The organism is Paenibacillus phytorum (assembly GCF_013141715.1).
In the GTDB taxonomy this organism is placed as follows: Bacteria; Bacillota; Bacilli; order Paenibacillales; family NBRC-103111; genus Paenibacillus_E; species Paenibacillus_E phytorum.
Window position 1 is genome coordinate 119,151 of sequence record NZ_WHOA01000190.1, and the last position, 13,637, is coordinate 132,787.

11 protein-coding genes are annotated in these 13,637 nt (G+C 48.4%); all 11 read left to right on the plus strand.

Annotation, left to right across the window (positions count from 1 at the left end; all coding sequences use genetic code 11):
• Nucleotides 1–4 precede the first annotated feature (4 nt).
• The 11 genes from GC098_RS27145 (at nucleotide 5) to GC098_RS27195 (ending at nucleotide 13,625) form a co-directional block, all read left to right on the plus strand.
• Nucleotides 5–376, plus strand: a complete 372-nt coding sequence (locus GC098_RS27145) for a cupin domain-containing protein (RefSeq protein ID WP_171646319.1) — start codon at nucleotides 5–7, stop codon at nucleotides 374–376.
• Complete coding sequence (locus tag GC098_RS27150; RefSeq protein WP_171646320.1) at nucleotides 373–2,151, plus strand: glycoside hydrolase family 36 protein; 1,779 nt, start codon at nucleotides 373–375, stop codon at nucleotides 2,149–2,151. The genes GC098_RS27145 and GC098_RS27150 overlap by 4 nt, the downstream gene beginning before the upstream one ends.
• A 38-nt stretch (nucleotides 2,152–2,189) precedes the next feature.
• Nucleotides 2,190–3,182, plus strand: a complete 993-nt coding sequence (locus GC098_RS27155; protein ID WP_171646321.1) for an aldo/keto reductase — start codon at nucleotides 2,190–2,192, stop codon at nucleotides 3,180–3,182.
• 102 nt (nucleotides 3,183–3,284) lie between these two features.
• Nucleotides 3,285–3,425, plus strand: coding sequence for a hypothetical protein (locus GC098_RS27160; RefSeq protein ID WP_171646322.1), 141 nt, complete (start codon nucleotides 3,285–3,287; stop codon nucleotides 3,423–3,425).
• Nucleotides 3,406–4,368, plus strand: coding sequence for a bile acid:sodium symporter family protein (locus tag GC098_RS27165; protein WP_171646323.1), 963 nt, complete (start codon nucleotides 3,406–3,408; stop codon nucleotides 4,366–4,368). The genes GC098_RS27160 and GC098_RS27165 overlap by 20 nt, the downstream gene beginning before the upstream one ends.
• Nucleotides 4,369–4,715: 347 nt before the next feature.
• The gene (locus GC098_RS41740; RefSeq protein WP_171646324.1) at nucleotides 4,716–4,979 is read left to right on the plus strand and encodes a heterocycloanthracin/sonorensin family bacteriocin; all 264 of its coding nucleotides are present in this window, start codon (nucleotides 4,716–4,718) and stop codon (nucleotides 4,977–4,979) included.
• Nucleotides 4,980–5,518: 539 nt separating this feature from the next.
• Nucleotides 5,519–7,480, plus strand: a complete 1,962-nt coding sequence (locus GC098_RS27175) for a putative thiazole-containing bacteriocin maturation protein (RefSeq protein ID WP_171646325.1) — start codon at nucleotides 5,519–5,521, stop codon at nucleotides 7,478–7,480.
• On the plus strand, nucleotides 7,477–9,420 hold the full coding sequence (locus GC098_RS27180; RefSeq protein ID WP_171646326.1) for a TOMM precursor leader peptide-binding protein: 1,944 nt from the start codon (nucleotides 7,477–7,479) through the stop codon (nucleotides 9,418–9,420). Before GC098_RS27175 ends, GC098_RS27180 begins: the two co-directional genes overlap by 4 nt.
• A gap of 132 nt (nucleotides 9,421–9,552) precedes the next feature.
• Nucleotides 9,553–11,133: a SagB family peptide dehydrogenase gene (locus GC098_RS27185; RefSeq protein WP_171646327.1), complete on the plus strand. Its 1,581-nt coding sequence runs from the start codon at nucleotides 9,553–9,555 to the stop codon at nucleotides 11,131–11,133.
• Between the two features lie 214 nt (nucleotides 11,134–11,347).
• Entirely contained in the window at nucleotides 11,348–12,547 is a 1,200-nt protein-coding gene (locus GC098_RS27190; protein ID WP_171646328.1) for a glucuronate isomerase, read from the plus strand.
• 121 nt (nucleotides 12,548–12,668) lie between these two features.
• Nucleotides 12,669–13,625: an ABC transporter permease gene (locus GC098_RS27195; protein WP_171646329.1), complete on the plus strand. Its 957-nt coding sequence runs from the start codon at nucleotides 12,669–12,671 to the stop codon at nucleotides 13,623–13,625.
• Nucleotides 13,626–13,637 lie beyond the last annotated feature (12 nt).

A 13,637-nucleotide genomic window follows, 5' to 3' on the forward strand; every position in this document is an offset into this window, starting at 1 on the left:
CAAGATGAAAAAGCTGCGTTTGAGCGATTTACAGGATAAGAATAACGGCCACATTTTGCAGGATGTATTACCAGGTGCTTATTTATCTTCAGGAGGTCTTTCTTTCGCGAAACGGGGAGAGCGCAGTCATACAAATGATGGACCGGGTGGAAGGGACTATCATGTCCACGGAGATTGTGAAGCGTTCATTATTTTGCAGGGAACTGGAACGATGGAAATTAACGGTGAGCATATTCCGGTGACAACCGGGGATATCGTGATTGTTGAACCAGGTGAGGATCATCACCTTAATTCGAGTGAGGACGACCCGATTGTCACCGTGTGGTGTCATGCAGGCCCGAATCGTCATAAGAATCAGCAGGAGGACGCAGTATGAACAAAATCATAAACACGGATACTCATACCTTTACTTTATCGGGTGAGGATCATGGGTTTACCGTCACGCTGTTTACGAAAAAGCTGCAAGAGGGAATCGATCTCATCACGCTACAATTTGAAGCGGAGGAGGCGCTGACGCCTCCCGTTTTTACGTTTGGTTGGTCGCATCCTGCCTGTGATATTCAAGGCAGCTGGCATCCGGCCCAGGACCGAAATAAGAGCTTTAAGGCCGACTGGATGCGCACGTTACGTTCCAATGCGGCTGCGTCTGCTCCGGTTTATTCCTTGTTTAATAGCGTGGGTCGCAATAGGCTGACATTTGCTTATTCGGATGCACTTAACACGGTGCACTATTCGGGAGGTATTAGCGAGGAAACGGCTGATTTCCATTGCCGCGTTCAATTGTTTACAGAAACGACCGCACCTTTCACATCATATGAGGCAAAGCTTCTCGTAGATACGAGAGATATTCCTTATTATGAAAGCCTTCAGGGCGTTCAAGAGTGGTGGAGCGCCATGTCGGAATATCGTCCGGCGTTCGTTCCTGCGGCTGCCAAAGAACCGATGTATTCGACCTGGTACAGTATGCATCAGAATGTAACAGACGCACATATCGAGGAGCAGTGCCGCTTGGCCAAGAAGCTGGGGATGGAAGCTGTCATTGTGGACGACGGCTGGCAGACGTCAGATAACCAACGAGGATATGCCTACTGCGGCGATTGGGAGACATTTGAGGGCAAGTTCCCCGATATGAAGCGGCATGTTGATGCGGTTCATGAGCTGGGCATGAAATTTATCCTCTGGTACTCGGTACCTTTTATCGGTAAATACAGTAAGGTGTGGGATCGATTCAAAGATAAGATTCTGCGATTTAACGAAAATCATGGGGCAGCCGTGCTCGATCCGAGATACCCTGATGTTCGAGAGTATATCATAAATAAATATGAAGAAGCGGTGAAAGAATGGGGCTTGGACGGCTTCAAGCTTGATTTCATTGATACGTTCTATTCGCCGGAGCTTCAGCTTCCCTCAATAGTCCCCGGCAAGGATTATGAGTCCATACCTGAAGCCGTTGACCGTCTATTGACGGACTCTATCGGTAGATTGAGAGAATTGAACCCCGATATCATGATCGAATTCCGCCAGATGTATATCGGTCCTGCCATGCGCAAATACGGCAATATGTTCCGTGCAGCCGATTGTCCGAACGACAGCATCCAGAACCGAGTGCGTACGTTGGACATCAGGCTGATTTGCGGAGATACCGCTGCTCATGCGGATATGATCATGTGGCATCCGGAGGAACCCGTGGAAAGCGCAGCCTTACAGTTAATTAATTGTCTATTTTCGGTGCCTCAAGTATCGGTCCTCTTGGATAAGCTGCCTGCTAATCATTTGAGGATGCTCGAATACTGGCTTTCCTTCTGGAAGGAGAACCGTGATCTGTTGTTAGACGGCCCGATTGAGCCTATGAATCCGGAGCTGTTGTATCCGCTAGTCCGTGCCTTTAAAGAGGATAGAGGGATTATTGTCGCTTATCATGAGCGAATTGTGCCAATAGATGCAGGAGCGCCAGTGTCCGAGTGGACTTTGGTGAACGGTAGAAGACAGGATGGACTCTATCTAGAGGTAACTGGTGAAGTTGGAGCAGCGAAAGTAATTATTAAAAATTGCTGCGGAGACATTGTAGAGGAGCTGTCTGCCATGTTGACTACAGGCATTCATAAGCTTGCGGTTCCAGCTTCAGGTCTTGCAACTATCTCCATTTTATAGAACCGGAAATGATAGCACGCACATTAGGAGGATCATCGATGAACTATTTGGCTAATGAAGGAAGATATGCAGAAATGCCGTATAACCGAAGCGGAAAGAGCGGTCTTAAGCTGCCTCCGATCTCTTTTGGATTATGGCATAATTTTGGAAGTGTCGATCTATTCGAGAACAGCAGGGCCCTAGCGCGCCATGCGTTTGATTTGGGGATTACCCATTTCGATCTTGCGAATAATTATGGTCCATCGGCAGGCTCTGCGGAGGAAACGTTCGGACAAATTCTGAAGAAGGATCTTCACCCTTACCGTGATGAGCTGATCATTGCGACCAAAGCCGGCTATCGCATGTGGGACGGTCCTTATGGGGAGCGGGGCTCCCGCAAAAGCATGCTAGCCAGCCTCGACCAGAGCTTAAAACGACTTGGCATGGACTATGTCGATATTTATTATTCGCACCGGTTTGACGCTGAGACTCCTCTGGAAGAAACAATGAGTGCCTTGGATCAGGCTGTACGGCAAGGAAAAGCGCTGTATGTGGGTGTGTCCAACTATAATGCGGAGCAAACGGAGCAAGCAGCAGCTATATTGAAGGGTCTCGGCACTCCATTCATCATTCATCAAGTACATTATTCGATGTTTGAAAGACGGTTGGAGCAGGGTCTGCAAGACATTTTGGCAAGAGAAGGCGTGGGGTCAATCGCTTATAGCCCTCTAGCCAGAGGACTGCTGACGGATCGTTATTTGGAAAACATTCCGGCAGATTCCCGTGCGGCAGGTGGCAGTGTGTTCCTAAGGCCAGAGGATATTACCGAGGAAAAGATCGCAAAGTCGCGACTTCTGAATAAACTAGCTCAGGAACGCGGGCAAAGCCTTGCCCAAATGGCTTTAGTTTGGGTTCTTCGCAAGGGATATGTTACCTCCGCATTAATTGGTGCAAGTAAAGTGAGTCAACTTGACGATAATGTAGCAGCTTTGAAGCAGCCTACTTTCACTCAGGAAGAATTGGATCTTATCGATCAAATTCTTGGGGGTTGAAGTGAGTAACATACATGTAAGAGCCCGGTTAGAGCGATTCCGTTCCTCCCGGGCTTTTCGCATTACCATTCAACCAGACAATGACGATGGTGACAATCTGCCATGTCTTATCAACGGAGGAAGATCATTTCAGCCTTGCTCTTTGCAGGGATTGCTCTAGTGGGAACCGAAGTATACGGAGCTATGGAAAAGCCTCATTATCAAAGACAGAAGAGGGTTGTGTATGCTAATCCGATTGAATAAAGTACTTGAAAAAGCGATGCCTTTTGTAACGCCATCTGCAGTTATTGTTGGGTTAATTTGCTCAGCTTGGCTGCATCATCTTAGCTTTCTAGTACCTTGGATATTTGCTGCAATGACGTTTGCTGGAAGCATTGGATCTAATTTTAAGGATTTACGTAAGGTGATGATGCACCCGTTGCCGATTATAGCCAATTTTATCATTTTGCACCTTGCGATGCCGATACTGGGATGGGCGGCCGGTTCGATATTTTTCCCGGGTGATGATTTGACACAGACTGGATTTGTGCTTCTGTTCGTTATTCCTACCGGGGTTGTCAGCTTGGTGTGGGTTACTATATACGGGGGTAATATAGCGCTCACTCTGGCGCTCATCTTGCTGGACACGCTTCTATCTCCATTGATTGTGCCGCTTAGTCTCTCTCTTATCGTTGGGGCTAAGGTGCATATGGACCCATGGGATATTATGAGTGGGTTATTCTTAATGGTTGTGATCCCGTCATTAATTGGCATGCTGCTTAATCAATGGACAAAAGGCAGAATTAAAACAACCTGGGGACCGAGGTTGGCACCCTTTTCGAAAATAGGACTTTTTGTAGTTGTCGCGATTAATTCTTCAGTCATAGCTCCCTATCTGAAAGACATGAATGGTCAGTTGGTTAAAGTCATTGTTCTTGCTTTCGCATGTGCAACTATCGGTTATTTGGCAGGATGGCTTGTGTCCCGGATGATGAGGTGGGACCGCGAAGTCACAATTGCCCTCACCTTCAATTCGGGGATGCGAAACCTGAGTGCGGGTGCAGTGCTCGCTATCAGCTTTTTTCCGCCGCCTGTTGCGCTTCCGGTTGTCGCAGGTATGCTGTTTCAACAAATCCTGGCGGCTTTATATGGGCAGCGTCTGGCTAAGAGGTATGGCTTGAACGCTCATACAGCCAAGGCAGCCTAAAGAAAACGAGGCTTCGCTTGGAAAGAATGAGGTTATATTGGAAAAGTAAGCAAAAAGTGCTCTGACCAAAATGATCAGAGCCTTTTTGTCGTACATGGGGATTCAATGGTGGCGCTGGTTTGCTGCATTTTTTCGTAAAGTTACGTCCGGTAACGGGAACTTGAAATATCAGGTTTGACCCGCCTGATAATGCGTATCATTTGATGAATGGTTTTAGGAAGTATTTTAAAATATAGGCATTTAGATCAGTAACAAGAGCGGAACTAAGTTCATATGTTGTCATTGTGTACTCGAATTAATTGGCGGATTTCACAGGCACAACAATTTATTAAACGGAGGTTTGAGCTATGAATGATTTCAAAAATGATCTTCAGAAGTTGAATGTTTCCGAGTTCAAGGCGAGCGAGTTGACACCTTGGAACGCTCAAAGCCAGCAAGAGGCTCGATTATGCGTCAATTGCTTTAATTGCGTCAATTGCTTCAATTGCATCAACTTGAATTGCTTCAATTGTTTCAATTGTCACCAATGCCACAACTGTCACAACTGTCATAATTGCCACAACTGTCACAATTGCCATAACTGCCATAACTGCCACCATGGAGGACGTTGAGTTGTTTTTTGCCGATACGGCAATGTTTACGCCCGTTATTTCTAGCTTTCAGACGGAAACACGGACTACTTAATGAGAAGAGAAATGCACCTGTAGCGACCCAGGCCAACTTAAGAACTTAAGGCTCTGCCTTAGTTTCCTCTATCTAATTTGATTAAAAGGAAATAATCCCGTTAATTTCTTCATTCGATCACCTTTCAACCAATTATCTGGAAACCCTCCTGTTAATTCCTTCAGACTTGTATCATTTGCGGATCTAGTGCCGAATTAGATGGAGGTTTTCCAGTTAAGTGACTCATTTCCTCTGCTAACGTAAAATTAGCAGGAGAATTTCCTTGATATGTCCCTAACCTAAGCATATAAATTTTTGTATCTCAAGAAAGACCTGTAAGCCCCTGCAGCAGCACAGGGGTTTTTCCCATGTCTATTTAAGGCGTGTATTTCCCTTAAAGAATAAGACATGAGGGACAAATAGCTGTACATAAGATTACTTGTGAAGAGTTAGGGCAGATTGAGAAAGCTTACGGAGGAGGAAAAAAATGACAAATTTGAACCCTTCGATGCGACTGAAGGTGAAGAGGGATACGTTTTTTCTCCCTGATCCAAACGGTAGTGTATATTTTCGAAACAATGTAAGCTCGTTCCGCATGGAAGGCGAATTGATCGATCAGTGGATTGAAAAACTGATACCGATATTCAACGGGGAGCATAGGTTGGAGGATTTGACAGACGGATTGCCTGACCAACACCAGAACCAGGTATATGGAATTGCAGAAATGTTGTATCGGAATGGCTTTGTTCGGGATGTGAGCCAAGACACGCCACATCAATTACCGGAAGAAGTTCTCAAAAAGTATGCTTCTCAAATTGAATTTTTGAACAATTTCGTTGATTCGGGTGAATACCGGTTTCAGTCCTATCGTCAGGCTAAAGTATTGACGGTCGGCTCTGGCCCATTCTTGATCTCAGCAATTTCTGCGCTGCTTGAATCCGGATTGCCCACGATTCACGTGCTGGTCTCGGGCTCAGAACCGACCGATCGGCAACGGATGCTAGAACTGGCGGCACATGCCCGTAAAACGGACCCCGAGGTGGCCATAGAGGAGGTTACCCTGCAGAAGGAAGGGGTTAGTAGTTGGCGGGAGGCTGTGAGGCCGTTTGATTCGATTTTATTTGTGTCACGAGAGGGTGATATCGAGGAACTGCGGGTTCTTCATGCGGTTTGCAGGGAGGAGAAAAAGGTGTTTCTTCCCGCTGTATGTCTGCAGCAGGTGGGTCTAGCGGGTCCGCTTGTGCATTCGGACTTTGAGGGATGCTGGGAGTCAGCGTGGCGCAGCATACACGAATCCGCGATATGTAAAGACCCCCAGCTGCACACCTTTTCTTCTACAGCAGGAGCGATGTTAGCGAATGTGATTGTGTTTGAATTACTAAAAAAGATTACGGGAGTGAACGATTCGGAACAAAGCAATCCATTTTATCTGCTTAATTTGGAGACTTTGGAAGGAAAATGGCATTCGTTCATGCCCCATCCGCTCGTGACCGGACGTACAGCAGCTAGGTGGACAAACGATTTCGATCTGCAGCTCGAACAGAGATCAAGCAAAAGTGAGAACGGATTGCTTCCTTACTTCGGCCAGTTGACATCGGCGGAATCAGGGATTTTCCATATTTGGGAGGAGGGAGACTTAAAGCAGCTACCACTCTCTCAGTGTCGCGTTCAGGCAGTCGATCCGCTATCGGAAGGGCCGGCTGGGCTGCTGCAAGACATCGTTTGTACCGATTTGACGCATGAGGGAGCACGGCGGGAAGCAGGGCTGACCGGGATTGAAGCGTATGTGTCGCGGATGGCAAGCTTGCTCGTTTCAACATCTCCCTCCAATCAGAAAGCAAAGGGAAGCAGGATAGAACCGCAGGAATTTATCGGCGTTGGAGCGGGAGAAACGGTTGCGGAAGGCATTGGCCGAGGGTTGCAAAGGTGTTTAGCCGAGGTACTGGGCAAGCAACAGGCGTCTCAGTTGCCCTCTGTCTTTCGAGTACAGTTGTCTGCGATAGAAGATAAACACTGCCAGTTTTATTTGCAGGCTTTGACGACGATGAAGGGGTCACCGATGATTGGCTTGGGGGAGGAAGTGTCCGGATTCCCTGTGGTGTGGGTCGGTACGAGTGATCGCTGGTATGGCGGTGTAGGCTTGAATGTGACCCTGGCGTTAAGAGATGCTTTGCAACGGGCTTTGTTGGAGGTACAAAACCAACCGGCTTGCTTCACTTCGCAAGTGTTGAAGGTCTCGTCCGTGCGTCCGGCAGAACAGTTGCCGATTAGCCTTGAGATCCCCTCATGTGAAATGACGTCAAAATCGGAGGTTCTGCAATCCGCCTTGAAGGTCTTGGAACAGAATCGTAAACGGCTCTTGGTCTTCGATCTGGCAGTAGAACCGTTTTTGAAAGAGGAAATGGCAGGAGTGTTTGGCGTGTTACTGCGAGAGGAGGGATATCGGTGAGCGCTGTCGTTATGATTGTGGGAGATGGGGTCTTGGCGGACAGCGTGTACGAAGAACTATCAGCCCAATTTGAGGTCGTACGTCAGATCGATTTCGAGGTGGGAGTGCCGGAAGCAGTGGACTTGGTTCTGGTGCTGCACGATGCTTGGCATCCTTACGTTCATCAAAAGGCGGAAGAGCTGCTGCAGCCAGCCGGCATCCCTTGGTTGCGCGGCTTCGTTTCATTTGGCGAGGGCGTGATCGGGCCTCTGGTAAGTCCGGGTACAAGCGGATGTTCCCAGTGTGCAGACACGCGGCGTCTCATGGCGGGACGCGAGCGCAAGGAGATGCGGAAGCTGCAGATGAGGCTGGTGGCACATGGGGGAATGCCGAGTGATGCCTGGGCGTCGCGTACAGGACTTTTGCAGGTGGCTCACCTGCTGGTGGCGGAGGCACGGAGGATGATACAAGGCAATCCGGTTCACTCGGTAGGGAAGTTGTTTTTGATCAACCTGAAAACGCTGGAGAGCACACTTCATTTCTTTCTCCCAGACCCGCTGTGTCCGGTTTGTAGTCGATTGCCTGACGACTCATCGACAGCAGCCCACATTTCGCTGCAACCAAGTCCGAAGATCAGCTCAGACAGTTACCGCTCCAGGCCGATGGATGACCTGAATAAAGTCTTGGCCAGAGACTATCTGGATTATCGGACCGGATTTTTGAATGGGAAAATGGTTGACCTTGCGTCGCCATTTGCCGATGTAAGTGTGAATCTGCCGTTATTTACGGAGGACGTGGGAACGGCAGGTCGGACTCATTCCTATGCGGCGAGCGAATTGACCGCTATTTTGGAGGGATTGGAGCGATACTGCGGTCTAGCACCCCGAGGCAAAAGGACGGTAGTCCATGGCAGCTTCCGCAATCTGAAAGATCAAGCGCTCGACCCCGTCAAGGTAGGGGTACACACGAAGGAACAATATGCTCGGCCGGGGTTTCCGTTCACAACATTCAATCCTGATCACCCAATCGATTGGGTATGGGGCTATTCGTTTTTGCAAGATCGTCCGATTCTGGTTCCGGAGCAGCTCGCCTATTACAGCATGGGCTGCGGGCATGGTTTCGTGTTCGAGTCTTCCAACGGATGTGCGTTAGGAGGAAGTTTGGAGGAGGCCATTTTTTACGGCATATTGGAAGTAGTGGAGCGAGATTCGTTTCTAATGGCTTGGTATGCACAGATGTCTCTCCCACGCCTTGACCTTTCTTCAGCTAATGACAGAGAATTGCAGTTGATGATCGAACGTTTGCGGGCCGTGGCGGGGTTTGATGTGTATTTCTTTAACTCGACGATGGAGAACGGGATTCCAAGCGTTTGGGGGGTGGCGAAAAACAGGAAACAAACAGGAGTGAATCTCATCTGTGCAGCCGGAGCTCATCCTGATCCGGTACGGGCAGTGAAAGGTGCGGTTCACGAATTGGCCGGCATGGTACTGAATCTGGATAAGAAATTTGAGGCGAACCGGGAAGAGTATGTTCGGATGTTTCACGATTCCTCTCTGGTGCAGCAGATGGAGGATCATTCACTGCTGTACGGTTTGCCGCAAGCGCAGGAGCGCCTTCAATTTCTGCTGGATGAAAATCGCCCGTTGCGAACGTTTGAAGAGGAATTCAAGCGGGAGGCAAGGCATGCTGATTTAACGGACGATCTGAATGACATTCTTAAGGCGTTCCGCCGATTGAATCTCGATGTCATCGTGGTGGATCTGACAGCGCCTGAAATCCTTCGAAATGGACTGCATTGCGTGAAAGTACTGATCCCAGGGATGCTGCCGATGACATTCGGCCATCACTTTACTCGCGTGGCAGGGTTGGAGCGGGTGTTGAGGGTACCGGTGGAACTCGGATATGCGAAGCAGCCGCTGAGGCTAGAACATCTCAATCCGTATCCGCATCCGTTTCCATAGGGTGTTAAGCCACGCATATCAGACTGCCAACCGTCGACGAATGATGCCTTCGTGCCAACTATTTTAAGCTATGGTATCAAATATAGAAACGTGGCGTGGTTGACAACCTTGTTCATATCAGGAGGGAGAAGGATGAGTCTGAAGGTGTTTCTGCACAATCTGCATTATGACATTGACAAGACCAAACCACCGGACTTGGTGGTGGATTGGGAGGATCGACCGCTTGCGTATAAGCTCTACCGCGGCTTGCCTGTGGTTCCGTTATCTCCGGAAGTACCGCTGACGCTTGAAGGCGGTGAAGCGCCTGTGAAACCCAACCTTCGTCGAATGGGCCATTTTCTCTGGTACATATTCGGGCTCACTCAATTGTCCCAGTCAGTCCCTGCCTCGAATTCCATGGTACAAAACATGGGTCTCCTGCAGTTGTACCGGCGGTTTGCTCCCTCAGGGGGAGCCTTATATCCGAATGAATTATACGTGTATCTGAAGCTAGAGGATTTGCAGGCAGGGGTATATCATTATGATGTGGCACACCATCGTTTGGTGTTGCTGCGCGAAGGAGACTTCGATTCATATTTAGCCCGGGCTCTTGGCAATCGCTGTGACGTTTCGGCTTGCTTTGGTGCTGTTTTTGTGTCGACCCTGTTTTGGAAAAACTTCTTTAAATACAATAACTTTTCCTATCGCCTACAAGGACTGGATGCAGGTGCGATGATCGGGCAGCTCTTGGAAGTGGCAAAACGGTTTGGCTTTGAGTCAGGGGTGTATTTCCAGTTTCTTGATCGGGCCGTGAATGATCTTCTCGGGGTATCCGAACAAGAGGAAAGCGTGTATGCGGTGATTCCGCTGTCGGTGGAGCCTGCGACTCCTTGGTTTGCCAATAGGGATGAGGGAGAGGGGGGTGTCTCCGCCACCGAATTATGCAGGGAGTTGAGGGCGGTTGAGCATGATCACTACGTCCGGTCCCGGAGGGTCAAGGAGTTTCCGATGCTTATCAAGATGAACGAAGCATCACTATTGGAATCGCTTAGGCCGTTACGGCGAATTGGGGAAGATAAGAGCGTTCACTGCGAGGATCAAGCGGTGGCTCTGCCCCGCGTGAAGCGGCTGTTGTATGATCTCGCGTCAGTAAGTCGACAGCGGTTTTCACCGGATGGTGATTTTGTAATGGGCAAGGTAAGCCAAGAACAGTTGGCCTTGCTGCTGCAGGAGGCAACGGCTTCCTTCAGGTATCGGAATGATTTGGATGGAGCACATGAGAACCCCGTTTCACGAGTCTCACTGTACGTCTGTTTGTATAGCATTGAGGGCATTCCGGACGGCGCATACCATTATGACAGCGCTGCTCATACGTTACGCCCGGTACGTCATGGAGATCATCGGCTCAGGCTGCAGCAGGGAATGCCTTCCGACAACGTGAACTTGTTTCAAGTTCCGTTATGCTTTCATGTGGCAGGGGACAAGGAGCATCTCTTAAATGCCCTGGGGTATAGGGGGTACCGCATCCAGCAGATGGAAGCGGGGATGCTCGTTCAGCGTTTACTGTTGGCAGCATCCGCTATCGGGATAGGGGGACATCCACTTCTAGGATTTGATGCCAGATTGTGCGATGAGATCTACAAAATGGCTTCGCGAGGAATAACCAGCCTGATCCAAATCCCGGTTGGACCATATCGACATTGCCCACGATTGGTAGGAGGTTTGCATAGCTAGAAGAGGCGTAAGTGAAAGCTCTTGTGAATAGTAGGGTCGTATAAATAAGATAAAACGGACTATGTAATAGACCGCCTTTGTGGCGGTTTATTTTTTTTGTCTCATGACCGGAGGACATCATAAAAAATCACAACCCAGCGGAAGTTATCCCATGGAACAGATAGACCAACCATTGTACCATCAGGACATAGTTGGTACAGGAGGAGGAAAAGGAATGAATATGGAGATGAAACACGGTAAGGAATCGTTTGAGGAACGTATCATGCAGCTGCCTGTTTTGGATACTCACACCCACCTTGTGGGGGATCGTCTCTGTGCTAGCGACTTCTGGGAGATTGCGCATTATTTCTGGTTGTTTCGAGAGCTGCAGGCTGCGGGTTATCCGGCGAATGCCATGGAGCTCCCGGAGGATATACGAATTGCTGCCTTTTTGGAAGCTTACCATGGTTCAAAAAACACGATGATGAATGTGGTGTTGACCCAAATTTTCAAAAATCTATATGGCATTGTGATAAGCGACGCTGCCTCAGTATTGAAAGCCGACGCTGCAGTCAAACAGACCGCGCAAAGCGTCACATGGGCGCAAGAAGTTGCAGATCGAATGAACGTTCGTAGGTTCGTCGTGAATATACCCGAGCATGCAGAGTTCCAAGGCATGCGAGAGAACGCCATACTGATCCCGCGAATCGACGGGAAATTGGGCGGGTGGGTGAAAGAAGTTGAGCTGTCGCATGACCCGGCTGCAGCATTCGCTCAAGCGCGTGAGAAACTGACTCAGCTATTGGACACATACAAGGAAGCCGGTTACGTGGGCATCATGACCACATTGCCAAGCTATGAAGCCAGAGCGAACCGCAAGGTTGTGATCGGGCAAGGCAGCACGAAGGATGAGATATTAATGATGCTTCTACACGAGTTAGGTGCCGCTGCTGAGCAGAGGGGACTTCTCGTTCAGTTGTTTCTCGGCGTGGAACGTTCATGGTGTGGAACAGCCACCCCGGTTAATGACCCAGCCCGTATCTTGAAGCTATCTGCCTTGTTTGAAGCTTATGCCTGTACATTCGAGCTTGTGGTGGCCTCGGAGCTTAACAATCTGGATATCGTGCAAGCGGCATGGAATTTTCCGAATGTTCATGTGGGCGGACATTGGTGGTTTAACTTTCGGACGAGCACGTACCGAGATAGTATGCAATACCGGTTAGAAGCGCTTCCGGCAATCAAAAGCTCGCTCATCGTATCTGATGCCCGCTGTATGGAGTGGAGCTACGGCAAGATTTTGCTTGTCAAACGGATTGTGAGCGATTTCCTGTGGGGGCAAGTCGAAGCAGGTTGGATTGATTACGACACGGCCTTATTTGTTGCAGAGAATTGGCTGTACAGCAGTGCAGCTAAGCGCTATGGAGTCGCTCATTGATCCTGTTTTTCCGATCGTAAAAAAACACAAAGCGCTATAAGTTTCACCATCGCTACCTCCAGACAACCCTAGTAAGATGAAGAAGTCAAATTGATGCAGCATGCAAGAAGGGGAGGACAACATGGCCAGTAAAATTCAGCCATCCGATCGAATCGTTTACGATTTCTCATCGCAGAGTCAGAAATGGGCTTTTGTACGAAAACATTGGCCGATCTATGTGATCTCATTACCGGGAATTATTTATTTCTTACTTTTTAAATATATCCCGTTGTTCGGTTCCGTCATTGCGTTTCAAAACTACAACATTTTCAAAGGCATTAAAGGAAGTAAATGGGTAGGTTTAGAAAATTTTCAACGAATGTTCGAGTATACAGATTTCCTTCAGATTCTCAAAAATACGATATTAATCGGTATTTACGATATGTGCTTCGCTTTCCCAGTTCCGATTATTCTGGCTCTTCTCATCAATGAAGTGCGAGTGATGATGTATAAGCGGATTGTTCAAACCGTGGTCTATATGCCGCATTTCCTGTCATGGGTTATTGTAGGCGGAGTTGTCGTAGGGGTATTATCGCCATCCACGGGAATCGTCAATCATTTGCTGTCCTTATTTGGTGTCGAACCTATTTATTTCTTAGGGGAAAATACGTATATTCGAACCATTCTAATCAGTTCTGGGGTGTGGAAGGATAGCGGTTGGGGCACCATCATCTATTTGGCTGCGATTGCTGGGATTAATCCCGATCTGTATGAAGCTGCACAAATTGATGGAGCCAGTCGGATTCGTCAAGTGTTTAGCATCACGATTCCGAGTATTCTACCAACGATTGTTATTCTATTCCTGCTGCAAATTGGTAATTTTCTCGATTTCGGTTTCGAACGTGTCTTTGTATTTCTTAACCCGCTTAATAATGAGAATGGGGAGATTATCGATACATTTGTGTACCGGGCAGGTCTTGTTGATCGGCAATATAGCTACACGACCGCCATCGGGTTGTTCAAGTCGGTTGTGGGTCTTATGTTGATCATGATCAGTAATACGTTTAGTAAAAAGATGACCGGGGAAGGTTTGTACTGATACGGAAGGAGA

Bases quoted from the DNA above. Each gene is read 5' to 3' on its own strand.
- GC098_RS27160 (WP_171646322.1), top strand. From the start codon at position 3,285: ATGTCTTATCAACGGAGGAAGATCATTTCAGCCTTGCTCTTTGCAGGG.
- GC098_RS27185 (WP_171646327.1), top strand. From the start codon at position 9,553: ATGAGTCTGAAGGTGTTTCTGCACAATCTGCATTATGACATTGACAAG.
- GC098_RS27150 (WP_171646320.1), top strand. From the start codon at position 373: ATGAACAAAATCATAAACACGGATACTCATACCTTTACTTTATCGGGT.
- GC098_RS27190 (WP_171646328.1), top strand. From the start codon at position 11,348: ATGAATATGGAGATGAAACACGGTAAGGAATCGTTTGAGGAACGTATC.
- GC098_RS27195 (WP_171646329.1), top strand. From the start codon at position 12,669: ATGGCCAGTAAAATTCAGCCATCCGATCGAATCGTTTACGATTTCTCA.
- GC098_RS27155 (WP_171646321.1), top strand. From the start codon at position 2,190: ATGAACTATTTGGCTAATGAAGGAAGATATGCAGAAATGCCGTATAAC.
- GC098_RS27165 (WP_171646323.1), top strand. From the start codon at position 3,406: ATGCTAATCCGATTGAATAAAGTACTTGAAAAAGCGATGCCTTTTGTA.
- GC098_RS27175 (WP_171646325.1), top strand. From the start codon at position 5,519: ATGACAAATTTGAACCCTTCGATGCGACTGAAGGTGAAGAGGGATACG.
- GC098_RS27145 (WP_171646319.1), top strand. From the start codon at position 5: ATGAAAAAGCTGCGTTTGAGCGATTTACAGGATAAGAATAACGGCCAC.
- GC098_RS41740 (WP_171646324.1), top strand. From the start codon at position 4,716: ATGAATGATTTCAAAAATGATCTTCAGAAGTTGAATGTTTCCGAGTTC.